At 66.6% G+C, this 21522-nt stretch carries 22 protein-coding genes and 1 pseudogene; 15 read left to right on the forward strand and 8 right to left on the reverse strand.

The window, feature by feature from the left end:
• The first annotated feature begins 5 nt into the window (after positions 1-5).
• Both AC5Y4N_RS14910 and holA read left to right on the forward strand, forming a co-directional pair.
• Positions 6-1655: a ComEC/Rec2 family competence protein gene (locus AC5Y4N_RS14910; RefSeq protein WP_499911274.1), complete on the forward strand. Its 1650-nt coding sequence runs from the start codon at positions 6-8 to the stop codon at positions 1653-1655.
• Positions 1546-2469: a DNA polymerase III subunit delta gene (holA, locus tag AC5Y4N_RS14915; protein ID WP_499911272.1), complete on the forward strand. Its 924-nt coding sequence runs from the start codon at positions 1546-1548 to the stop codon at positions 2467-2469. The genes AC5Y4N_RS14910 and holA overlap by 110 nt, the downstream gene beginning before the upstream one ends.
• 7 nt (positions 2470-2476) lie before the next feature.
• On the opposite strand, the gene rpsT is transcribed toward holA, so the two are convergent.
• On the reverse strand, positions 2477-2737 hold the full coding sequence (gene rpsT, locus AC5Y4N_RS14920; RefSeq protein WP_499911181.1) for a 30S ribosomal protein S20: 261 nt from the start codon (positions 2735-2737) through the stop codon (positions 2477-2479).
• 151 nt (positions 2738-2888) lie between these two features.
• Between rpsT and AC5Y4N_RS14925 the strand changes: the two are divergent.
• The 3 genes and pseudogenes from AC5Y4N_RS14925 to AC5Y4N_RS14935 all read left to right on the forward strand — a co-directional run bounded on the left by AC5Y4N_RS14925 (position 2889) and on the right by AC5Y4N_RS14935 (position 6397).
• A pseudogene (locus tag AC5Y4N_RS14925) lies at positions 2889-4533 on the forward strand (circularly permuted type 2 ATP-grasp protein).
• A 15-nt stretch (positions 4534-4548) separates the two neighbouring features.
• On the forward strand, positions 4549-5526 hold the full coding sequence (locus AC5Y4N_RS14930; RefSeq protein WP_499911175.1) for an alpha-E domain-containing protein: 978 nt from the start codon (positions 4549-4551) through the stop codon (positions 5524-5526).
• A 31-nt stretch (positions 5527-5557) separates the two neighbouring features.
• Positions 5558-6397, forward strand: coding sequence for a transglutaminase family protein (locus AC5Y4N_RS14935; RefSeq protein WP_499911173.1), 840 nt, complete (start codon positions 5558-5560; stop codon positions 6395-6397).
• Here the strand turns inward: AC5Y4N_RS14935 and AC5Y4N_RS14940 are convergent.
• Positions 6394-6864 (reverse strand): MarR family winged helix-turn-helix transcriptional regulator, encoded by a 471-nt coding sequence (locus tag AC5Y4N_RS14940; RefSeq protein WP_499911171.1) that lies wholly within the window; start codon positions 6862-6864, stop codon positions 6394-6396. The two genes, AC5Y4N_RS14935 and AC5Y4N_RS14940, sit on opposite strands and share 4 nt — an antisense overlap.
• A 78-nt stretch (positions 6865-6942) precedes the next feature.
• On the opposite strand from AC5Y4N_RS14940, the gene AC5Y4N_RS14945 reads away from it, so the two are divergent.
• Positions 6943-7632 carry a hypothetical protein gene (locus AC5Y4N_RS14945; RefSeq protein WP_499911169.1) on the forward strand — a complete coding sequence of 230 codons (690 nt, stop codon included), beginning with the start codon at positions 6943-6945 and terminating at the stop codon, positions 7630-7632.
• Positions 7629-8495 (forward strand): TIGR03560 family F420-dependent LLM class oxidoreductase, encoded by an 867-nt coding sequence (locus AC5Y4N_RS14950; RefSeq protein ID WP_499911167.1) that lies wholly within the window; start codon positions 7629-7631, stop codon positions 8493-8495. The genes AC5Y4N_RS14945 and AC5Y4N_RS14950 overlap by 4 nt, the downstream gene beginning before the upstream one ends.
• On the opposite strand, the gene AC5Y4N_RS14955 is transcribed toward AC5Y4N_RS14950, so the two are convergent.
• Positions 8488-9330: a ribonuclease Z gene (locus tag AC5Y4N_RS14955; protein WP_499911164.1), complete on the reverse strand. Its 843-nt coding sequence runs from the start codon at positions 9328-9330 to the stop codon at positions 8488-8490. The two genes, AC5Y4N_RS14950 and AC5Y4N_RS14955, sit on opposite strands and share 8 nt — an antisense overlap.
• 101 nt (positions 9331-9431) lie before the next feature.
• Between AC5Y4N_RS14955 and AC5Y4N_RS14960 the strand changes: the two genes are divergently transcribed.
• Positions 9432-9860, forward strand: a complete 429-nt coding sequence (locus AC5Y4N_RS14960) for a CBS domain-containing protein (protein WP_499911162.1) — start codon at positions 9432-9434, stop codon at positions 9858-9860.
• Positions 9861-9906: 46 nt separating this feature from the next.
• Here AC5Y4N_RS14960 and AC5Y4N_RS14965 read toward each other — a convergent pair whose 3' ends face one another.
• A complete protein-coding gene (locus AC5Y4N_RS14965) occupies positions 9907-10467 on the reverse strand; it encodes a type II toxin-antitoxin system PemK/MazF family toxin (RefSeq protein ID WP_499911160.1) in 561 nt (186 codons plus the stop codon).
• A gap of 64 nt (positions 10468-10531) precedes the next feature.
• On the opposite strand from AC5Y4N_RS14965, the gene lepA reads away from it, so the two are divergent.
• On the forward strand, positions 10532-12367 hold the full coding sequence (gene lepA / locus AC5Y4N_RS14970; protein WP_499911270.1) for a translation elongation factor 4: 1836 nt from the start codon (positions 10532-10534) through the stop codon (positions 12365-12367).
• Between the two features lie 72 nt (positions 12368-12439).
• Here the strand turns inward: lepA and AC5Y4N_RS14975 are convergent, their stop codons facing one another.
• Both AC5Y4N_RS14975 and AC5Y4N_RS14980 read right to left on the reverse strand, forming a co-directional pair.
• On the reverse strand, positions 12440-14431 hold the full coding sequence (locus tag AC5Y4N_RS14975; RefSeq protein WP_499911159.1) for a glycoside hydrolase family 15 protein: 1992 nt from the start codon (positions 14429-14431) through the stop codon (positions 12440-12442).
• Between the two features lie 33 nt (positions 14432-14464).
• Positions 14465-15652 (reverse strand): FAD-dependent oxidoreductase, encoded by a 1188-nt coding sequence (locus AC5Y4N_RS14980; RefSeq protein WP_499911268.1) that lies wholly within the window; start codon positions 15650-15652, stop codon positions 14465-14467.
• A 110-nt stretch (positions 15653-15762) separates the two neighbouring features.
• On the opposite strand from AC5Y4N_RS14980, the gene AC5Y4N_RS14985 reads away from it, so the two are divergent.
• The 6 genes from AC5Y4N_RS14985 (at position 15763) to AC5Y4N_RS15010 (ending at position 20115) form a co-directional block, all read left to right on the forward strand.
• Positions 15763-15945, forward strand: coding sequence for a hypothetical protein (locus tag AC5Y4N_RS14985; RefSeq protein WP_499911156.1), 183 nt, complete (start codon positions 15763-15765; stop codon positions 15943-15945).
• Between the two features lie 139 nt (positions 15946-16084).
• Complete coding sequence (locus tag AC5Y4N_RS14990) at positions 16085-16177, forward strand: Ms4533A family Cys-rich leader peptide (RefSeq protein WP_499911153.1); 93 nt, start codon at positions 16085-16087, stop codon at positions 16175-16177.
• Positions 16178-16289: 112 nt separating this feature from the next.
• Positions 16290-17327, forward strand: a complete 1038-nt coding sequence (locus tag AC5Y4N_RS14995) for a sulfate ABC transporter substrate-binding protein (RefSeq protein ID WP_499911152.1) — start codon at positions 16290-16292, stop codon at positions 17325-17327.
• Between the two features lie 31 nt (positions 17328-17358).
• Positions 17359-18231: a sulfate ABC transporter permease subunit CysT gene (gene cysT / locus AC5Y4N_RS15000; RefSeq protein WP_499911151.1), complete on the forward strand. Its 873-nt coding sequence runs from the start codon at positions 17359-17361 to the stop codon at positions 18229-18231.
• Positions 18228-19040 carry a sulfate ABC transporter permease subunit CysW gene (cysW, locus tag AC5Y4N_RS15005; RefSeq protein ID WP_499911150.1) on the forward strand — a complete coding sequence of 271 codons (813 nt, stop codon included), beginning with the start codon at positions 18228-18230 and terminating at the stop codon, positions 19038-19040. The genes cysT and cysW overlap by 4 nt, the downstream gene beginning before the upstream one ends.
• Positions 19041-19059: 19 nt before the next feature.
• Positions 19060-20115 carry a sulfate/molybdate ABC transporter ATP-binding protein gene (locus AC5Y4N_RS15010; protein ID WP_499911149.1) on the forward strand — a complete coding sequence of 352 codons (1056 nt, stop codon included), beginning with the start codon at positions 19060-19062 and terminating at the stop codon, positions 20113-20115.
• Here AC5Y4N_RS15010 and AC5Y4N_RS15015 read toward each other — a convergent pair.
• Both AC5Y4N_RS15015 and AC5Y4N_RS15020 read right to left on the reverse strand, forming a co-directional pair.
• A complete protein-coding gene (locus AC5Y4N_RS15015; RefSeq protein WP_499911148.1) occupies positions 20112-20822 on the reverse strand; it encodes a sirohydrochlorin chelatase in 711 nt (236 codons plus the stop codon). The genes AC5Y4N_RS15010 and AC5Y4N_RS15015 overlap by 4 nt on opposite strands.
• Positions 20819-21520: a phosphoadenylyl-sulfate reductase gene (locus AC5Y4N_RS15020; protein ID WP_499911147.1), complete on the reverse strand. Its 702-nt coding sequence runs from the start codon at positions 21518-21520 to the stop codon at positions 20819-20821. Before AC5Y4N_RS15020 ends, AC5Y4N_RS15015 begins: the two co-directional genes overlap by 4 nt.
• Positions 21521-21522 lie beyond the last annotated feature (2 nt).

Raw genomic sequence — 21522 nt, forward strand, 5'->3', positions numbered from 1 at the left:
CGGCGATTCGCGTGGACACTGCGCCCCTCGACCTGAGGCTCGCGCCGGCGGCCTTGACGTGCTGGGCGGTGACAGCGATCGCGATCGTCTGGCGCGGTGGAAACGTTGCGGCGCTGGTGTGCACTCTTGTCGCGATCGCTGCTGCCGTGGTGGGCTGGCGCGCTCGCCGCCGTGACGTCCGCCCGTCGACGGTTTCGGCGGTGGTTCTGGGCGCCGCGGTGGTCGGTGCCGGTTTCAGCTGGGCGGCCGCGGTCCGGGTCGACGCGGTCGAGCACCATCCGCTCACCGAGTTGTACGGGCGATCTGCGATGGTCACAGTCACCGCCAGCGAGCAACCCCGCCCAGTGCGTGACGGCGGACGGGTGGTGTTCCGCGGTGCCCTCAGGCGAATCGGTGACGACGACGTGTCAGGCCGCGTCACGGTGTTCGCGTCGGCCCGCGCCTTCGCCGAGCTGACCGCGGGCCGGCCGGCCAGTTTCCGTGCGGTCGTCGGGCGACCCAAGCGGCGGGACTTGAGCGTCGCGGTGCTCTCGGCGGAAGGCACGCCGACGCTGGGTGAAGCGTCGCCGGCGCAGCGTGCCGCCCACTCAGTGCGCCGGCAATTCGCCGACGCCGCGCGATCCCAGCTGCCGGCCGAGCAAGCCGCCGCACTACCGGCGCTGGTGCTCGGCGACACGTCGACCCTGCCGCCGGAGACCGTGGCGTCGTTTCGGGCCGCAGGGCTGACGCACCTGACCGCGGTGTCGGGAGCGAACGTGACGATCGTCTGCGGCGCGGTTCTCCTCCTGGCAAGGCTCGTCGGGCCGCGGGCGGCCGTCGCGCTGGCGGCAGTCGCGCTCGTGGGCTTCGTGGTCGTGGTGCAGCCGTCCGCCAGCGTGCTGCGTGCGGCGGTGATGGGCGCGATCGGGCTGCTCGGCGTGCTCACCCACCGGCGGCGCCACGCGATGCCCGCGCTGTCGGCAACCGTCATCGTGCTGATGATCGCCGCGCCGGAAATGGCGGTCGACTTGGGCTTTGCGCTGTCGGTGACGGCAACCGCGGCGCTGATCGTCGTCGCGCCGGTGTGGTCTCGGCGGCTTGTCGCCAGAGGGTGGCCGAAGCTGTTGGCCGACGCATTGTGCGTCGCGACGGCCGCGCAGCTGGTGACTGCCCCGTTGATCGCCGCGATCAGCGGCCGGGTCAGCGTCATATCGGTGCTGGCCAACATCGCGGTCACCGCCGTGATCCCACCGATCACCGTCGCGGGCACCGCCGCCGCCGTGCTAGCCCTTGTGTGGCCTGGCGCAGCGCAGCTGCTGATCCGGTTCACCGGGCCTGAATTGTGGTGGCTGCTCAGCGTCGCGCGGTGGGCCGGCGGGCTGCCGGGCGCGACTGTAGCCGTGCCCTCTCAACTGCCCGGCGCGATCGTCGTCACCGCCGGCGCGCTCGGCGCGGTGGCCTTGTGGTGGCTCGTCGCACGGTGGAAGCGGGGGTGTCGGGCAGCCGTGGCACGATCGTCGAGTGAGCGTGAGACCCGGTCTGCATCTGGTGCTGGGGGACGAAGAACTGCTCGTCGAGCGGGCAATCGCGGCGGTGCTGCGGGAGGTCCGCGCCCAGGCCGGCACGGCCGAGGTGCCGGAAAGCCGGCTGCGCGCCGGGGAGGTCACCACCAGTGAACTGGCGGAGCTGCTGAGCCCGTCGCTGTTCGCCGACGAACGGGTAATCGTCCTCGAGGCCGCGGCCGAGGCGGGCAAGGACGCGGTGACGCTGATCGCGAACGCCGCGGCCGAGTTGCCCGCCGGCACCGTTCTCGTCGTCGTCCACTCCGGGGGCGGCCGCGCCAAGGCGCTGGCGGACCAGCTGCGCAAACTCGGCGCCGCGGTGCACCCGTGCCCGCGGATCACCAAGGCAGGCGAGCGCGTCGACTTCGTCCGCCGCGAATTCCGCGCCCAACGAGTCGACGCCGACGATGACGTGGTCGCCGCGATCATCGACGCGGTGGGCTCGGACCTGCGCGAGCTCGCCGCGGCCTGCTCGCAGTTGATCGCCGACACCGGCGGTGACGTCGACGTGGCCGCCGTGCGCCGCTACTACAGCGGCCGCGCTGAAGTGAAGGGTTTCGACATCGCAGACAAGGCGGTGGTCGGCGACGTGGCCGGGGCGGTCGAGGCCCTGCGCTGGGCGATGATCCGCGGCGAACCTCGGGTCGTGCTCGCGGACGCCCTGGCCGAGGCGGTGCACTGCATCGCCCGGGTGGGGCCGCTGTCCGGTGATCCGTTCCGGCTGGCCGGCGAGCTCGGGATGCCGCCGTGGCGGGTGAAGAAGGCGCAGCGGCAGGCCCGCGGATGGTCGACGGAATCCGTCGCGGAAGCGTTGCAACTGGTCGCCGCGCTGAACGCGGACGTCAAGGGAGCGGCGGCTGACGCCGACTACGTGTTGGAAGCTGCGACTCGGCGCGTCGCCGAGCTGGCGCGGCCGGCGCGCCGCTAACGCCGATTCAGAGCTTGTTCAGCGCCAACGAGAGCGCCGACTTGCGGTTGGCGGCCTGATTCTTGTGGATGACGCCCTTGCTGGCGGCCTTGTCCAACTTGCGGCTGGCGGCGCGGGCCAGCTCCGTGGCCTTGTCCTTGTCACCAGCCTCGGCAGCCTCCCGGAACGCACGGATCGCCGTGTGAAGTGAGGACTTCACCGACTTGTTGCGCAGTCTGCGGCGCTCATTGGTGCGATTGCGCTTCTCCTGCGACTTGATGTTGGCCACGCGTGAGTTCCTTCGTATTCCTAGAGTCTGGATGTGCCGCCGAGCCGGCAGCGAGAGCCCAGAATATCAGCCAGCGCACGTCCACAACAAAGCGCGGGGCGCTGGCCTGCGAAAACGACGGGAGTGCGGCAGCATGTCAAAGGTGAGCAATGTGCCGACGAAGGAGAGGACAAGCACCAACGGGCACGCCGCCCGCACCCAGTCGGCGAGGAGATTCGAAGGAATCTTCCAGGGCTACCGCAAACGCGGGACCGTACGCGGCGGCGTTCGACGAGATGTTCGACAGCAGCGGCGCGGTGCGTGCGCCCTACCGGGGCATCTACGCCGAGCTCGCGCCGTCGGACGCATCAGAGCTGGCCGCCCGCTCTGAGGCGCTCGGCCGGGCGTTCATCGACCAGGGCATCACCTTTTCTTTGTCCGGCCAGGAGCGGCCGTTTCCGCTCGATCTCGTTCCGCGCGTCATCTCCGCCGCGGAATGGTCGCGGCTGGAACGCGGCATCACTCAGCGCGTCAAGGCGCTGGAGCTCTACCTCGACGACATCTACGGCGAGCAGAACATCCTGCGCGACGGGGTGATCCCGCGCCGGCTCGTCACGTCCTGCAAACACTTCCACCGCGAGGCCGCGGGCATCAACCCACCCAACGGGGTGCGCATCCACGTCGCCGGCATCGACCTGGTTCGCGACGAGACGGGTACCTTCCGCGTACTCGAAGACAACCTGCGCTCGCCGTCCGGGGTGTCCTACGTGATGGAGAACCGCCGCACGATGGCCCGGGTGTTCCCAAAACTGTTCGCTACCAACAGGGTTCGCTCGGTCGGTGATTACTCGTCACATCTGCTGCGGGCATTGCGCAAGTCGGCCGCCACCAACGAAGCCGACCCGACCATCGTCGTGCTCACCCCCGGCGTCTACAACTCCGCCTACTTCGAGCACTCGCTGCTCGCCCGGCAGATGGGCGTCGAACTCGTCGAGGGCCGCGACCTGTTCTGCCGCGACAACCAGGTGTACATGCGCACCACCGAAGGCGAGCGGCAGGTCGACGTCATCTACCGGCGCATCGACGACGACTTCCTCGACCCGATGCAGTTCCGGCCCGATTCGGTGCTGGGTGTCGCCGGACTGCTCAACGCCGCACGCGCCGGCAACGTGGCGATCTCCAGCGCGGTGGGCAACGGCGTGGGCGACGACAAGCTCATCTACACCTACGTGCCGACCATCATCGACTACTACCTCGGCGAAAAACCGTTGCTGGCCAACGTCGACACGTACCGGTGTTGGCTCGACGACGAACGTGAAGAGGTGCTCGACCGCATCCACGAGCTGGTGGTCAAACCCGTCGAGGGGTCAGGCGGCTACGGGATTGTGTTTGGCCCCGACGCGACCGAGCGTGAGCTCGCCGCAGCGGCGAAGAAGATCCGCAACGACCCCCGCGGCTGGATCGCCCAGCCCGTGGTGCAGCTGTCGACGGTGCCCACCCAGGTCGGCGATCACCTCGCGCCCCGGCACGTCGACCTGCGCCCGTTCGCGGTCAACGACGGCGACGACGTGTGGGTGCTGCCGGGCGGGCTGACCCGCGTCGCGCTCACCGAAGGGTCGTTGGTGGTGAACTCCAGCCAGGGCGGCGGTTCGAAGGACACCTGGGTGCTGGCCTCACGCACCTCCGGCGCCGACCGTGAATTGGCCGCTGCGGAAGTGCTGCGCAAGCTGCCGCGCGACGCTCAGGTGCCGTCACCCACGGAGATGGGGCCGGGCCTCACATCGTCACAACAGCAGCAGCAACAACAGCAGCAGTAGCGGGAGGAGCCAGTCATGTTGGCGCGCAATGCCGAAGCCCTGTACTGGATCGGCCGTTACGTCGAACGCGCCGACGACACCGCCCGCATCCTCGACGTCACCGTGCATCAGCTGCTCGAGGACTCCAGCGTGGACCCAGACCACACCTCGCGCGTGCTGTTGCGGGTCTTGGGCGTCAACCCGCCCGATGCGCCGCTCAACGTCTGGTCGCTCACCGACCTCGTCGCGTTCACCCGCAATCTCGAAGGTGGCTGCTCGATCGTCGACGCGATCTCGGCGGCGCGCGAGAACGCCCGGTCCGCACGTGAGGTGACCTCGACAGAGCTGTGGGAATGCCTCAACTCCACCTACAACGCCTTGCCGGAACGTGAACGCGCGGCGAAACGCCTTGGGCCGCACGAGTTTTTCTCGTTCGTCGAGGGGCGCGCCGCGATGTTCGCCGGGCTTGCCGACTCGACGCTGTCCCGCGACGACGGCTACCGGTTCATGGTGCTGGGCCGAGCCATCGAACGCGTCGACATGACGGTGCGGTTGCTGCTGTCGCGGGTGGGCGACAGCGCAGACTCGCCGGCGTGGGTTACGCTGCTGCGCTCAGCCGGCGCCCACGACACCTATCTGCGGACCTACCGCGGCGTGCTCGACGCCAGCCGGGTGGTCGAATTCATGCTGCTGGACCGGCTCTTCCCCCGGTCGGTGTTCTACTCGCTGAAGCTGGCCGAGCACAATCTCGACGAACTCGACCACCGCCCGCACAGTCGCGTGGGCGCGACGGCGGAGGCTCAGCGGCTGCTTGGCCGGGCTCGAAGCGAGCTGGAGTTCCTGCGGCCCGGCGTGCTGCTCGACTCGCTGGAAGAACGCCTCGCAGGTTTGCAGAAGACCTGCCGGGAGCTCGGAGAGGCGTTGGCGCTGCAGTACTTTCACGCCGCACCGTGGGTCGCGTGGAGCGACGCGGGCCGTAACGGTGCGCTGGTGATCGAAGACGGGGAAATCTAGTGACGAGCGCTATGGCGAAGAGGAGCGGCTGATGTGGCGGCTTCGGGTGGTGCACTCGACCGGTTATGCGTACAAGTCACCGGCCACCGCGTCGTTCAACGAGGCCCGACTGACCCCACGATCCGACAACCGGCAGAACGTGATCCTCAGCCGCGTCGAAACCGTCCCTGCGACAAGGTCGTACCGCTATATCGACTACTGGGGAACCGCGGTGACGGCGTTCGATCTGCACGCGCCGCACACCGAGCTCGAGGTCACCGCCTCGAGCGTCGTCGAAACCGAGAAGGCCGAGCCGCCGTCGGAGAAGGTCACGTGGGACGAGCTCAGAAGCGAGACGGTGATCGACAGGTTCGACGAAGTGCTCAGTCCAACGCGCTACACCCCGAGAAGCAAAAGGCTGCAGCGGGTGGGGGAGCGGATCGCCAAGTACCACGATCCGCAGGAAGCGGTGATCGCCGCAGCGGAGTGGGTGCAAAGCGAACTCGATTACGTCGCGGGCAGCACTGGTGTGCATTCGTCGGCGCTCGACGCGCTGCGCGAAGGTAAAGGGGTGTGTCAGGATTTCGCCCATCTGACGCTTGTTTTGTTGCGCAGCATGGGAATTCCGTCCCGCTACGTCTCCGGTTATCTGCATCCGCGCCGCAAGGCGACCGTCGGCGAGACGGTCGACGGGCAGAGTCACGCCTGGATCCAGGCGTGGACCGGCGCCTGGTGGAACTTCGACCCCACCAACGACAAGGAGATCAACGAGCAGTACGTGACCGTCGGGGTCGGCCGTGACTACGCCGACGTCACTCCACTCAAAGGCATCTACTCCGGCGGCGGGTCCACCGACCTCGACGTCATCGTGGAGATCACCAGGCTGGCCTAGCGGCCGATGAGCCGGTACCCGGGATGTACACCGGGCTGTAAGCCTTGCTGTTCGGCGAGCGCAATCAGCAGCTCGCGCAGCTGTGTCCGCTGCGACTCGTCGAGGCCTTGGGTGATCGCACGCTCATGCTGGCCGATGATGCGGGAAAGCTTGTGCATCAACTCTTTTCCCGCGGCCGTGAGATACAGCGCATATTGCCGACGGTCGTCGGGGTTGGGGCGCCGCTCGACATAGCCGCGATCCTCGAGCTGGTCGACGAACGCGACCACTCGGCTAGGCAGCATTTGCAGCTCTATGCTCAAAGCTTGCTGGCTTCGGCCGGGGGCAGCAGCGATCGCCCGCAGGATGCCCACCTGTGGCGGGGTCAGGTCGAGCGCCGCGGCGCGCTTGCTGAACTGCTCGGCAGCGTGCGCGCCCAACTGCGCCAGCAGGAACGCCACGCCGCCATGATCACTGGCCGACGACATGCCACCATAGTACATCGAGTAAATCATTCACATGCTGAACGTTGCGCCTTCCGCACAATGCGGCCTATCGTTCAAGATATGAACGATTCGACTCGATCCCGGCCACTAGAAGGCGGCCCGCCGTTGGCGGTGCTGGCGGTCTTATCCTTCGTGCTTTTGGTCGGCGGCATCGCCATCGGCGTTGCGCTAGCCGGCGTGCCGCCGTCGCCGTTCGCGCCGGGCACCTCGGTCAGCGACTTTTTCACCACACATTCGGCGGCAGCGCAGACTGCCGCGGTGGGCGTTTTCGGTTCCTCGGTGACACTGGCCATATACGCCGCGACGGCCAGTGCCCGCTTGCGCCGGTTGGGGGTCACCGTCGCTGGCGCGACGATCGCGCTGGCGGCCGGCATCCTGGCCGCCGGTGCGCTCGGCCTTGGCGGCCTCGTGCTTTGGCTGCTATCGCGCCACGAGGTGAGCGCCGAGGAGCCGCTGGCGCGAACGGTCTACTACCTGGTCTTCCTCACCGGCGGACCGGCCCACGTGATGCTGCTCGGCCTGCTCATCGCCGGCATCGCTGTCCCCAGCCTGATCCTGGACCTGCTGCCCAGAGCGGTGGCCGGGACAGGCGTCGTCATCGCTGCGCTGGCGGAGGTCACCGCGCTGGTGCTGATCTGGCCTCCGCTCATGGTTCTCTTGCCGATTGCCCGCGTTCCCGGGCTGCTGTGGCTGGTCGCCGCCGGCGCGCTGCTTCCGCTGCGGCGCCCTCACAGGACGGTCGCGTCGTGAAACTCAGCGTGAGCCTTACCAACTACTCGTGGCCGGTCGTGGCAATCCCCGAACACATCGCCGCATTGGCGCGACGCCTCGACGACGCCGCGGTGGACACGTTGTGGGTCGCCGACCATCTCATACAAGCCGACCCGGCCGCCGATCTCAGCGATCCGATGCTCGAGGCGTACGCCACCCTCGGGTTCCTGGCGGCCCAGACCACGCGGTTGCGGCTCGGCACGCTGGTAACGCCGGTGACGTTCCGCGCGCCGGCTCTGCTGGTAAAGGCCGTCACCACACTCGACGTGCTGTCACGCGGCCGCATGTGGTTCGGCGTCGGCGCCGGCTACAACCACGACGAGGCCCGGGCGATGGGTCTTCACCTGCCTTCGACAGCGGCGCGGTTCGAATGGCTGACGGACCTACTGCAACTCGCCTCTCAGATGTGGCGGGGAAACGAGTCGGCGTTTCACGGCCGCCACGTGCAGGCAGAGCACCCGGTCGGACAACCGCAACCGGCGAACGGACGGCTTCCGGTTCTGATCGGCGGGGCGGGGGAGCATCGCACGTTGCGGTTGGTCGCCGAATATGCCGACGCCTGCAACCTATTCGACGTCCCCGACGGCGGTCAGACGCTGCAGCGCAAAGTCGATGTGCTGCAACAGCATTGCGCTCAGGCTGGTCGTCCGTATGAGCAAATCGAGCGCACGGTCACTACTGCATTCGACGGCGACACCGTCCGGTCGCTGGTCGATCGCTGCCGCCGCCTCCACACGCTCGGCATGCAACACGCCGTGCTGATCACCCGTGGTCGCCCCTGGACTCTCGAGGACTTTGATGTCGTTGCTGCGGCGGCGGAGCAGTTGGCGACTGTCAGCTAGTAGCGTGCACTTCCACGCGGTGCAGGTCCGGGCCGATCTCGATTCGCCCGTGGAACACCGACGCCGCCTTGGTGCGCCAGTCGTCCTCCTGCCCGGGCGCCAGCGGCGGCACGTAATGCGTGAGCACCAGCGTGCCGATTCCCGCCCGCGCCGCGGTGGCCGCGGCCTCTTCCACCGATGAGTGGTAGTCGCAGATGTCACGAATCCGCTGCTGCGCAACGCCTTCCAGCAGATCCTTGCGAATCACCGTGTGCACCAAAGCATCTGCGCCTGATGCCAGCTCGTCGAGGGTGGCGCACGGCACGGTGTCACCGGCCAGCACCACCGAGGCGCGTTCATAGCTGATGCGGAACGCGATCGTCGGTACTACCGGCCGATGATCCGTGGGCGCCACGGTGACCCGCACTCCTTCACGGTCCCACACCAGACCCTCGACATGCTCGTGCACGTCGACGCCCGGCGGTTCGGTGAGGTCGGCGTGGTGGGCGATGCGGTAACCGATATCAGGGCCGAACGCCTTGAGGATCGCGTCCACGACGTCGGCGGTGCCCGGCGGTCCGATGATCGGCAACGGCGCCGGATCCGACGCGAACGTTGTCACCCATCGGGTGATCAGCACGTCGCCTAGATCGGTGATGTGGTCGCTGTGCAGATGGGTCAGCAGCAATGCACTCAGCTCGTTCGCCTGGACACCGACGGCCGCCGCCCGTTGCAGCACACCGCGCCCGCAGTCGACGAGCATCGTCTGACCGCCTGCGCGGACGAGTGTCGACGGGCCTGCGCGGTGCGGGTCGGGAATGGGGCCGCCGGTGCCGAGCAGGACGACCTCGATCATCCGTCAGGTATGACATACAGGCGTTACGAAGTCGAGGCTTTCGCACCGCAGCACTTCGCCCGTAGCCTAATGTGAATCACGTCACAGATGCGGAGGCGGCGATGCGGATCGCGGATGTGCTGCGGAGCAAGGGCTCCGCGGTGGCCACTATCAATCCCGACAGCACGGTCAGCGAGCTCTTGGCCGGGCTGGCGCAGTTGAACATCGGCGCCATGGTCGTCGTCGAGGGCGACGATGTGCTGGGCATCGTCTCGGAGCGCGACGTTGTGCGCAAGCTTCATGAGCGCGGCAATGACCTTCTCACACAACCCGTTTCGGAGATCATGACCAGCGTCGTGGTGACGTGTACGCCGCACGACGCGGTCGACTCGCTGACCGTGTTGATGACCGAGAACCGGGTACGGCATGTGCCGGTAATCGACAACGGCCAGCTGGCCGGGATCGTCAGCATCGGTGACGTGGTCAAGACCCGCATGGACGAACTGAACGCAGAGCGCGAGCAGCTGCAGACCTACATCACCCGCGGCTGACCATCGGCGTCCGGCCCGCGCCAATGCCCGACGCCGGTGGAGGAGGCTAGCTCCAGGAGTATTCGGCCCGCAGCCGCGCGGCCACCCGCTCGAACGTCTCGCGCGCCAGGATGGCGCCCTCGCGGCGGATGCCTTCCTCGGGGACGTCGAGCACCCGGTCCAGCCGCACCCAACTGGGCCGGCCGTCGTAATCCCAACTGCCCGGCCCGATGCCGATCCAATTGGGATCGTCGGCGTGATGCTCCTGGCTGGACAGCATCAGGCCGAGCAGCGTGGAGCGGTCCCGGCCGACCACCAGCACCGGCCGGTCCTTGCCCTTCGACGGGTCGTCCTCGTAGACCACCCAGGTCCAGACGATCTCGCCGGGGTCCGCTCGGCCGTCCAGACTCGGGCAGTAGACGATCTTGCGGGCGCGGTAGGCGGTGGGCACGCTGTTCTTAGTCACCGGCCGCCCAGCGGTGATCTCGCGCACCGGTTCCGGCCCGCGCGCAAGCAAGTCCAAGCCGATGCGAAGGCCTTGGGAGATCACTCTGGGGCCCTCGCTGAACACGAAACTTTCCAGCCGTCGCTGAAACGTTCTCTGCAACGTCTTCCATGCCGACGCCATGGTTCCGAGGATAGCCAGGCGCAGCGATACCCTGGAGCGAGCCCGTTGACGCCTTCACCAGGAGATTCCCATCACTAGCTTCGCCGACCAGACGTTCACCGCGCCGGCGCAGATTCGGAACTTCTGCATCATCGCCCACATCGACCACGGCAAGTCCACGCTGGCCGATCGGATGCTGCAGCTCACCGGTGTGGTCGACGAACGCTCGATGCGCGCGCAGTACCTGGACCGCATGGACATCGAGCGCGAACGCGGCATCACGATCAAGGCCCAGAACGTGCGACTGCCGTGGCGCCTCGATGACGACGACTACGTGCTACATCTGATCGACACCCCCGGCCATGTCGACTTCACGTATGAGGTGTCGCGTGCACTGGAAGCGTGCGAAGGTGCGGTGCTGCTGGTCGACGCCGCCCAGGGCATCGAGGCACAGACGCTGGCCAATTTGTATTTGGCGCTGGACCGCGACCTCGTGATCATCCCGGTGCTCAACAAAATCGACCTGCCGGCCGCCGATCCGGACCGCTACGCCGCCGAGATCGCCCACATCATCGGCTGTGAGCCGGCCGATGTGTTGCGGGTCTCCGGCAAAACCGGGGAAGGCGTCGCCGCGCTGCTCGACGAGGTGGTGCGCCAGGTGCCCGCCCCGACCGGGCAGCCTGACGCGCCGACGCGGGCGATGATTTTCGACTCCGTCTACGACACCTATCGCGGTGTGGTCACCTACGTACGCGTCGTCGACGGCAAGATCGTCCCCCGCGAGCGGATCAGGATGATGTCGACTGGTGCCACCCACGAATTGCTCGAGGTCGGCATCGTCTCACCGGAGCCCAAGCCGGCCGACGGTCTGGGCGTCGGAGAAGTGGGCTACCTGATCACCGGAGTAAAAGACGTCCGCCAGTCCAAAGTGGGCGACACGGTCACGACGGCGCGCCACGGCGCTACGGAGGCGCTCACCGGTTACCGCGAACCCAAGCCGATGGTCTACTCGGGGCTGTATCCGGTCGACGGCTCCGATTACCCGGATCTGCGCGATGCGCTGGATCGCTTGCAGCTCAACGACGCTGCGCTCACCTACGAGCCGGAGACGTCGGTGGCACTCGGATTCGGTTTCCGCTGCGGCTTTTTGGGCCTCCTGCACATGGAAATCACCCGTGAACGGTTGGAGCGCGAGTTCGGCCTGGACCTGATCTCGACGTCGCCCAATGTGGTGTACCGGGTGGTGAAAGACGACGGCACCGAGATAGTCGTCACGAATCCGTCGGATTGGCCGGACGGCAAGATCCGCACCGTGTACGAGCCCGTGGTCAAGACGACGATCATCGCGCCCAGCGAGTTCATCGGCACCATCATGGAGTTGTGTCAGTCGCGCCGTGGGGAGCTCGGCGGCATGGATTACCTGTCGCCGGAGCGGGTAGAACTGCGCTACACGATGCCGCTGGGCGAGATCATCTTCGACTTCTTCGACGCGCTCAAGTCGCGCACCCGTGGCTACGCCAGTCTGGATTACGAGGAGGCCGGTGAACAGGAAGCCGACTTGGTCAAGGTCGACATCTTGTTGCAGGGCGAGGCCGTGGACGCGTTCAGCGCAATCGTGCATCGCGACGAGGCGGCCGAGTACGGCCGCAAGATGACCGGCAAGCTCAAGGAGCTGATTCCCCGTCAGCAGTTCGAGGTGCCGGTGCAGGCGGCAATCGGCTCGAAGATCATTGCGCGGGAGAATATTCGGGCGATCCGCAAAGACGTGCTGTCGAAGTGCTATGGCGGCGACATCACGCGCAAGCGCAAGCTGCTGGAGAAGCAGAAAGAGGGCAAGAAGCGGATGAAGACCATTGGACGCGTGGACGTTCCGCAGGAGGCTTTCGTCGCTGCGCTGTCCACCGAGCAGCCCAAGAAATAGCGCGACCAGACAGAGAATCGCATACCCGCGGGCAATTTAGTGCGATTTTGTGTCTGCTCGCAGGTAGCGTGGCTACATCGGCGCGTTCGCCGGCTGGAACACGCCGGTGCTGTCGGCCTCTTCCTCCGCGCGGATCACATGCACCACGGCGTTGATCAACGCCAGATGGGTGAACGCCTGCGGGAAGTTGCCCAGATGCCGACCGGTGCGCGGCTCGATCTCCTCGGCGTACAGATGCAGCGGGCTCGCGAAGCTCAGCAGCCGCTCGCACAAGTGCTTGGCGCGGCTGACCTCGCCGATCTCCACCAGCGCTGACACCAGCCAGAACGAGCAGATAGTGAACGTGCCTTCCTCGCCGGACAGCCCGTCGTCGGTTTCCTCGACCCGGTAGCGCAACACCAGCCCGTCCTGGGTCAGCTCGTCGGCGATCGCCAGCACCGTGTTGCGCACCCGCGGGTCGTCCGGAGGCAGGAACCGGGTCAACACCACCAGCAGCAGCGATGCATCTAGCGCATCGGAGCCGTACCGCTGCACCAGCACGCCGCGGGAGTCCACGCCGTTCTCGAGCACGTCGGCCTTGATTTCCTCGGCGATTGCCCGCCACTGCTGGGCGTAGCTCTTTTCCCCTTGCAGCTCAGCGAGTTTCGCGCCGCGGTCCAGCGCCACCCAGCACATCACCTTCGACGAGACGAAGTGCTGCGGCTCACCGCGCACCTCCCAGATGCCACGGTCGGGCTCGCGCCAGTGCTTGATCGCCTCTTCCACTTGGTTTTTCAGCACCGGCCACAGGGTCTCGGGAATCTGCTCGCGCGATCTGGCGTGTAGGTAAACCGAATCGAGCATGGTGCCCCAGATGTCGTGCTGTCGTTGGTTGTACGCGCCGTTGCCTATCCGCACCGGGCGGGCACCGTCGTAGCCGGACAGGTGGTGCAACTCCTCTTCGACCAGTGTTCGTTCGCCGCCGACGGCATACATCACCTGAAGCGGGTGTCGCTCACCGTTGTTCGCGCCCGACACGTCGGCGATGAACGAGAAGAAGTCGTCGGCCTCGCGGTCCAGGCCCAGTGTGTACAGCCCCCACAGCGCGAATGTGGAGTCGCGCACCCACGCGTAGCGGTAGTCCCAGTTGCGTTCGCCCTGAGGCGTTTCCGGCAATGACGTGGTGGGCGCGGCCAGCAGCGCGCCGGTGGGCGAGTACGTCAAGCCCTTCAACGTCAACGCGCTGCGCTGCAGATAGGACCGCCAGGGGTGGTCGGGGAAGTCACCGATGTTGATCCACTGGCGCCAGCACTCGCTGGTCTTCCACATCTTGTCGGCGGCCTCGTCGTAGGTCTGCGGCGCCGGGTGCTTGGACCACGAGAGTGCGACGAACACATTGTCGCCCTCCTTGAGCCGCGTGCGGGCGCGCGCTTCGCGGCCCTCCAGACCGATCCGCAGGTTCGTGGTGAGCTTCAACTGCGGGTGCGAATCGGGGTCTCGCCGCCCGCGCGCAATCGCCTCGCCGTAGGCGGGCCCGGAGTACTCCCAGGTCGCCCCGATCCGGTGGTAGTCGAACGACGGCTCGCAGTTCATCACCAATTCGACCGTGCCGCTGACGCAACGCACCGTGCGCAGCAGGATGTGTTCAGCGTCCCAGTCCATCGGGGTGCGACGGTGGGTGCGCGAGCGCGCCTCGATGTCATGCCATGGACCCATCACCAGCGCGTCGCGCACGATCAGCCAGCCGGTGTGGGTCTGCCATGTGGTTTCCAGGATCAGGCTGCCGGGCAAGTACCGCCGGGCCGCCGGCACGGAGACGCCGTACGGACCCAGCCGGAAGTGGCCGGCCGCGCGGTCCAGGATCGCGCCGAACACGCTGGGGGAGTCGGGCCGGGGCACACACATCCATTCCACCGAGCCGCTGGAGCTGATCAAACAGGTGTTCTCGCAGTCGGACAGGAACGCGTAGTCGGCGATCGGCGGGAACGGGTTGCGCGTCGAACTGCTCTGGATGTAGGGCACCGGGCTGGTGGCAGAAAAGCGTGCCTCGTGTGCGTCTTCAGCCGGCTCGGCGCTCAGAACCATTTGCTCATCATCGGCTCTTTTCGCACTTTTCGTCTACTGAACCGCCGGAGAGCCGCGGCGCGCGAACGCCGGTGCGTGCTCGGGCAGCGGCCCGATGGCGACGCCGTATCCGGCGACCATGCCCAAGGCGGGCGCCTTACTCATCATCCGCACGGCCAGCGGCGCTTTCGCGGTCGCGGTGTCGTCGGTGATCGTCGTCTCCACCACTTGGGCGTGGATCGCCCGCTGAACCGCCTGAACCAGAACCGTCGGCAGCCAGCGCCGGGCCTGCACCCTCGCCAGTGTCGTCGTGCGGACGCGGCCACTGAGCAGCGGCTCGGCCAGCATCGTCCCGGCGGCCACCGCGTCGGCCACCGCAAGGTTGATGCCCACACCGCCGACGGGCGACATCGCATGCGCGGCATCGCCGATCAGCAGCAAGCCGTCGGTGTACCAGCGGTGCAGCCGATTCATCTGCACGTCAAGCAATTTCACGTCGTCCAGTGAGGCGAGATCGCCGACGCGGTCACCCAGCCAGGGGATCAGCGCACCGACTCGGCCACGCAGTGCGTCGATACCTTCCGCGCGCAGCGCGGCGTCCGAACCCTTCGGGATGACGTAGGCGATCTGGTAGTAGTCGGCCCGGTCGATCACGATGCAGCCGTGGCCGGAGCGGAACACACCGTTCAGGCCCGGCGGGTCGTCGTCGCGTCGGGGCAATCGGAACCACCACACGTCCATCGGAGCGCCAAAAGCTCTGGGGTGCAAGCCCATTGACGAACGAAGGGTCGACGAGCGGCCGTCGCAGGCGACGGTGAGCGCAGCCGTCATCTCCCTCGGGTGGCCCTCGGCGCTGCGGTACCGCACCCCACACACCCGGCCGCTGTGCAGCAGCGGTCCGAGCACCTCGGTGCTGCGCATCAGCGTGAAGGTGGGCTCTTCGGCTGCGGCGCTTGCCAATAGCTCGAGGAAGTCCCACTGAGGCACTAACGCGATGTGTTTGTGGCGGCCGGGTAACCGGCGCAACACGATCTCGATCGGGACGTCCTGCAGTTGCATGTGAATGCTGTCGATGAGCCGGTGCGGCATCTGGTTGAAGCGGTCACCCAGGCCGAGTTCGTCGAGCAATTGCAGCGTGCTCGCGTGTACGGTGTCGCCGCGGAAGTCACGAAGGAAATCGGCGTGCTTTTCCATCACCACCACCGGAACGCCGGCGCGGGCCAGCAGCAGCCCGAGCACCATGCCCGCGGGGCCACCGCCGGCGATCACACATCTCGCTGACTCCGCGCTGGGCTGCACGCGGCAATCTTGGCATGTTGGCCCGGTGCAGAACCGACGCTTACGCTGAGCTGATGGCCGGTTTCCTCAGCTGGTGGGACGGCGTCGAGTTGTGGCTGTCCGGGCTGGGCTTCGTGCTGCAGACCATCGTCGTGATGCCGGTGGTGCTGGCGCTGGCCTACGGGGTGGCGATACTGCTCGACGGTGCCCTGGGGAAAGGCATCGAATTGCTTCAGCGGATCCGGCAGAGGGATTGAGCGCAGATGCCCAAGTCGCGGGTCACGTTGGTGCTGGTGATCCTGGTTCTCCTGGTGCTCGTCGCGTGGCTGCTCACCCGGTGACGTAGCCGTCGCGCTCGGTGCGCGCCCAGGTGCGGAACCTGTTAGCATTCGCGCCATGCACGCGACCCGGGGCAGCAAGGAGTGCTACGTGCTTGCACTTATTGCCATCGGTGAATGCGCTGTCGCAGACGTGCACTGTTGTCGATGAGCCCCTGCCCGCGTGCGGTTTGGTGGTAGCGGCCGTCGATCGGCTCACGCCTTGATTCGTCACCTTTCCGCAGCGGACCCTCTCCCTCCGTTCCCGCCTCGAAAGGTCATCCATGCTGAGCATCACCAAAGTACTTCGGTTGCGTCAGGCGGCCGCACTCGCCGCCACGGCGGCGGTCTTGGCCGCATGCGGCGGCGGGTCCAGTGACGTCGCGGGCGACAAGGGCCCGTCGAACGCGCGCGCGACGCTGACGCTGGTTGCCTATGCCGTGCCCGAACCGGGCTGGAGCAAGGTGATACCGGCGTTCAACCAAACCGACCAGGGCAAGGACATCGCGATCACCACGAGCTACGGCGCATCCGGTGACCAATCGCGTTCCGTGGTCGACGGCAAGCCCGCGGACATCGTGAACTTCTCGGTCGAGCCCGACATCACCCGACTGGTCAAAGCCAACAAGGTCAACAAGGACTGGAACGCCGACACCACCAAGGGCATCCCGTTCGGCTCGGTGGTCGCGCTGGTGGTGCGTCAGGGCAATCCGAAGAACATCAAGGACTGGGATGACTTGCTGCGGCCCGACATCGAGGTGATCACCCCGAGTCCGCTGAGCTCCGGGTCGGCGAAATGGAACCTGCTCGCCCCCTACGCGGCGAAGAGCAACGGCGGCAAGGACCAGCAGGCCGGCATCGATTTCGTGCAGGAACTGGTGAGCAAGCACGTCAAGCTTCGGCCGGGTTCGGGCCGGGAAGCCACCGACGTGTTCCTGCAGGGCAGCGGCGACGTGTTGATCAGTTACGAGAACGAGGCCATCAACATCGAACGGCAGGGCAAGCCCGTTCAGCACCTGATCCCGCCGCAGACTTTCAAGATCGAGAACCCGGTGGCGGTGGTGAGCACAAGTGCCCATCTCAAGGAAGCGACCGACTTCAAGAACTTCCAGTTCACCAAGGACGCCCAGCGGCTGTGGGCGCAAGCGGGCTTCCGGCCGGTCGACCCGGGAGTAGCTCAGGAGTTCAGCGCGGATTTCCCGCAGCCGTCGCAGAAGTTGTGGACGATCGCCGAACTAGGTGGATGGAGCAGCGTTGATCCGGCGTTGTTCGACAAAGACAACGGCGCGATCACCAAGATCTACAAGCAGGCGACGGGATGAGGTGCAAGCGAGAAGCGGAGGCGGATCGCGCATGACGACGGCGATCGATCCCAATCCGGAGGCGGTCCGGCCGGAGGTATCGGAGCCGGAGACGGCCGCACCTGGGCTGTTCTCCCGCGGCACGACGTCGCTGCGTGTCGGCGTCGCCACGCTGTGGCTGTCGGTGATCGTGCTGCTGCCACTGGCGGCGATCGTGTGGCAGTCGGCCAAGGGCGGATGGGATGCGTTCGTCACGGCTGTGACGTCGCCGTCGGCGATCGATTCTTTCCGGGTCACGTTGACGGTGTCGGCCGTCGTCACGGTGATCAACGCGTTCTTCGGGATCGTGGTCGCCTGGGTGTTGGTGCGTGACGACTTCCGCGGCAAGCGGCTGGTGGACGCCGTGATCGACCTGCCCTTCGCGTTGCCCACGATTGTCGCCAGCGTGGTGCTGCTCGCCCTGTACGGGCCGAACAGCCCGGTCGACATCCATATCCAGCACACCCAATACGGCGTAGCGGTGGCCTTGCTGTTCGTGACGCTGCCGTTCGTCGTGCGGGCAGTCCAGCCGGTGCTGTTGGAGGTCGACCAGGAAGCTGAGCAGGCGGCGGCGTCGCTGGGTGCCAGCAGCTGGACGATCTTCCGCACGATCATCCTTCCGGCGCTGACGCCGGCGTTGTTCTCCGGCGCGGGGCTGGCGTTTTCACGCGCGATCGGTGAGTTCGGCTCGGTGGTGTTGATCGGCGGCGCGGTGCCGGGGAAGACGGAAGTGTCCTCGCAGTGGATCCGGACGTTGATCGAGAACGACGACCGTACCGGTGCCGCTGCGATTTCGATTGTGCTGCTTGTCATTTCGTTCGTCGTATTGTTCCTGCTGCGGGCGCTCGGCTCGCGGGCGGCCAAGCGCGAGGAGTTGGCGACATGACTCTGGCGCCTCCGGTGAAGTATTTGCTGCGGTTTGTCGCGCTCGCGTATCTCGTCGCGCTGGTGATCGTGCCCGTCGGCTTGATCCTGTGGCGCTCGTTCTCACCGGGCCTGGGCGAGTTCTTCAGCCAGATCACCACGCCGGCAGCGGTGTCGGCGCTGCAGCTGTCGCTGTTGGTGGTGGCGATCGTGGTGCCGCTCAATGTGCTGTTCGGTATCCCGACGGCGCTGGTGTTGGCGCGCAACAGGTTTCGCGGCAAGGGTGTGCTGCAGGCGATTATCGACCTGCCGTTCGCGGTGTCGCCGGTGGTCGTGGGTGTCGCGCTAATCGTGCTGTGGGGTTCGGCGGGCGTATTCGGTTTCGTCGAGCGCGACTTGGGCTTCAAGATCATCTTCGGGCTGCCCGGGATCGTGTTGGCCAGCATCTTCGTCACGTTGCCGTTCGTGATTCGCGAGGTGGAACCGGTACTGCACGAGATCGGCACGGAGCAGGAGGAAGCTGCCGCGACGCTCGGCTCCCAATGGTGGCAGACGTTCTGGCGGATCACACTGCCGTCGATCCGCTGGGGCCTGACCTACGGCGTGGTGCTGACGATTGCACGTACCCTCGGCGAGTACGGCGCGGTGATCATGGTGTCGTCCAACTTGCCGGGCACGTCGCAGACCCTGACACTGTTGGTATCGGATCGCTACAACCGCGGCGCGGAATATGGCGCATACGCGATTTCGACGTTGTTGATGACCGTCGCGGTTCTAGTGCTGGTCGTTCAGGTTGTCCTGGACGCCCGGCGAGCGCGGGCGAGAGCTTAGGCCGGCAAGGAGCGAAAGAATGACCGACGCAATCGTTTTGCGGGACGTGAACAAGCATTACGGCGATTTCGCCGCCCTCGACGACATCAACTTCACCGTGCCGGGCGGTTCCCTGACGGCGCTGTTGGGCCCGAGCGGTTCGGGCAAGTCGACGCTGTTGCGTGCTATTGCCGGCCTGGACCGGCCCGACACCGGGACCATCACGATCAACGGGCGTGACGTCACTCACGTCCCACCGCAGCACCGTGGAATCGGCTTCGTGTTCCAGCACTACGCTGCGTTCAAACACATGACGGTCCGCGACAACGTCGCCTTCGGCCTGAAAATCCGCAAGCGGCCGAAGGCTGAGATCGACAAGAAGGTCGACGAACTTCTGGAGACCGTGGGGCTGAGCGGCTTCCAGAAGCGATACCCCGGTCAGCTGTCGGGCGGTCAGCGGCAGCGCATGGCCCTGGCGCGTGCGCTTGCGGTGGATCCGCAAGTGCTTCTGCTCGACGAGCCGTTCGGCGCGTTGGACGCGAAAGTGCGCGAGGATTTGCGGGCGTGGCTGCGTCGGTTGCACGACGAAGTTCACGTCACCACCGTTCTGGTGACGCACGACCAGTCCGAGGCCCTTGACGTCGCCGACCGCATCGCCGTGCTCAACAAAGGCCGCATCGAGCAGGTCGGCTCGCCGACCCATGTCTACGACGAACCCGTGAACGGGTTCGTGATGTCGTTCCTGGGTACAGTGTCTTCACTGAACGGAATCCTGGTGCGCCCCCACGACATTCGCGTGGGCCGCAACCCGGAGATGGCCGTAGCCACCAGCGATGGCACCGCGCAGAGCATCGGTGTGGTGCGCGCGACGATCGACCGAATCGTCTACCTCGGCTTCGAGGTGCGGGTGGAGCTGACGGCCGCATCGAACGGAGCGCCGTTCACCGCACAGATCACCCGCGGCGACGCGGAGGCGCTGGCGTTGAAGGAAGGCGACACGGTGTACGTGCGCGCGACGCGGGTGCCGCAGATCGCGGGAAGCGCCCAGTTGCCGCAGCCCGCCGCGGAGGAATTGGCGCAGGCGCAGAACGTCTAGGCCGCGATGCGGTCAGCTTCGGCCACTGCAGCATCAAAGCGGTCCAGCACTGTGGCGGCCACCAGTCGGTGTGCGCCCAGCGGCTCAGCCATCGGGATGCCTTGGGAAGCAGCGTAATTGGCGACACGGTCGGTGATCCGGCCGTGCGCCAGAAACCACGGCGCAATGATCAATCGGCGAGCGCCCATCGCATGCAATTGCTCAGCGGCATCGTCGAGGGTGGGCTGAGGGCCGGTTGCAAAGGCGGTGACGGCTCCCACCCAGCGGGTGCCGGCGGCGACGGCCGGCGCGACAGCTGCAGTTCGCGAATTGGCCTGCGGCCGTGACGATCCGACAGCGACGACGATCACACCCACCTCGCGGTCCCGCCGTGACACGCCGAGTTCGCGCACGCGCCGGCGCAGCACGTTGACCAGCCGTTCGTCTTCACCCAGTACATCGGCTTGGGATGCACCGGACTCGGCAATCAGCGCAGGGATGTCGACGCGTGCGTGGTACGCGTCGGCGAGCAGAAACGGCGCCACGACTGCGCGGGGCACGTCAGCGACAACGTCGCGAAGGTTGGGCGTCGACTGTTCACAGAACGCCACCCGCACGTCGACGCGACGCCGCTGCCGGCGGATTTCGTCGGCGACGGCATAGGTGTTCGCCGCCGCGCGGGGGTCGGCGCTACCGTGTGCAGCGAGAACCAGAACCGGTGAACTCATGAGGCGTGCAGACCGCATTCGATCTTGCCGGTGCCTTTCCAGCGACCGCTGCGCGGATCGGAGCCGTCGAGCGGTTTGGCGGTGCACGGCGCGCACCCGATCGACGGATAGCCGTCGAACACCAGCGGATTCACCAGCACGCCGTGGGCTTCGATGTAGTCCTGCATGTCCTGGTCGGTCCACGCCGCCAACGGGTTGACCTTCACCAGCCCGAAGGCCTCGTCGAACGTGACCAGCGGCGCGTTCGCGCGCGTCGGCGCCTCGACCCGGCGCAATCCGGTGACCCATGCCGAGTAGCCGCGCAGCGCCTTGCCCAGCGGAACCACCTTGCGCAGTCGGCAGCACTCGTTGGGATCGCGAGCGAAGAGGTTCTTGCCCAGCAGTGCGTCCTGCTCGGCGACGGAATGCTCGGGGGTGACGTTGATCACGTTGATGTCGTAGGCGTCGCTGACTGCGTCGCGGGTGCCCAGGGTCTCGGCGAAGTGGTAACCGGTGTCCAGGAACAGCACGTCGACACCTGGACGCACCTTGGCAGCCAAATCGATGAGGACCGCGTCCTGCATGTTGGAGGCGACCACATACTCGGTTCCGAAGGTTTCGTCGGTCCAGCGCAGCAGGTCGATCGCATCGGCGCCCTCGAGCTCTCTCGCGCCTTGCGCAGCCAACTCCCGTAGGTCAGTCTCCGTGCTGATACTCATCG

This window comes from Mycobacterium sp. NGS19 (assembly GCF_059813155.1).

Coding starts and splice junctions, on each gene's coding strand:
- cysT (WP_499911151.1), top strand. CDS start 17,359: ATGACGACGGCGATCGATCCCAATCCGGAGGCGGTCCGGCCGGAGGTA.
- AC5Y4N_RS14955 (WP_499911164.1), bottom strand. CDS start 9,330: ATGATCGAGGTCGTCCTGCTCGGCACCGGCGGCCCCATTCCCGACCCG.
- AC5Y4N_RS15020 (WP_499911147.1), bottom strand. CDS start 21,520: ATGAGTATCAGCACGGAGACTGACCTACGGGAGTTGGCTGCGCAAGGC.
- AC5Y4N_RS14985 (WP_499911156.1), top strand. CDS start 15,763: ATGGCCGGTTTCCTCAGCTGGTGGGACGGCGTCGAGTTGTGGCTGTCC.
- AC5Y4N_RS14935 (WP_499911173.1), top strand. CDS start 5,558: ATGTGGCGGCTTCGGGTGGTGCACTCGACCGGTTATGCGTACAAGTCA.
- AC5Y4N_RS14930 (WP_499911175.1), top strand. CDS start 4,549: ATGTTGGCGCGCAATGCCGAAGCCCTGTACTGGATCGGCCGTTACGTC.
- cysW (WP_499911150.1), top strand. CDS start 18,228: ATGACTCTGGCGCCTCCGGTGAAGTATTTGCTGCGGTTTGTCGCGCTC.
- AC5Y4N_RS14945 (WP_499911169.1), top strand. CDS start 6,943: ATGAACGATTCGACTCGATCCCGGCCACTAGAAGGCGGCCCGCCGTTG.
- AC5Y4N_RS14940 (WP_499911171.1), bottom strand. CDS start 6,864: ATGTCGTCGGCCAGTGATCATGGCGGCGTGGCGTTCCTGCTGGCGCAG.
- AC5Y4N_RS14995 (WP_499911152.1), top strand. CDS start 16,290: ATGCTGAGCATCACCAAAGTACTTCGGTTGCGTCAGGCGGCCGCACTC.
- AC5Y4N_RS14980 (WP_499911268.1), bottom strand. CDS start 15,652: ATGGTGCTCGGGCTGCTGCTGGCCCGCGCCGGCGTTCCGGTGGTGGTG.
- AC5Y4N_RS15015 (WP_499911148.1), bottom strand. CDS start 20,822: ATGAGTTCACCGGTTCTGGTTCTCGCTGCACACGGTAGCGCCGACCCC.
- AC5Y4N_RS14965 (WP_499911160.1), bottom strand. CDS start 10,467: ATGGCGTCGGCATGGAAGACGTTGCAGAGAACGTTTCAGCGACGGCTG.
- AC5Y4N_RS14975 (WP_499911159.1), bottom strand. CDS start 14,431: ATGGTTCTGAGCGCCGAGCCGGCTGAAGACGCACACGAGGCACGCTTT.
- AC5Y4N_RS15010 (WP_499911149.1), top strand. CDS start 19,060: ATGACCGACGCAATCGTTTTGCGGGACGTGAACAAGCATTACGGCGAT.
- AC5Y4N_RS14990 (WP_499911153.1), top strand. CDS start 16,085: ATGCACGCGACCCGGGGCAGCAAGGAGTGCTACGTGCTTGCACTTATT.
- AC5Y4N_RS14960 (WP_499911162.1), top strand. CDS start 9,432: ATGCGGATCGCGGATGTGCTGCGGAGCAAGGGCTCCGCGGTGGCCACT.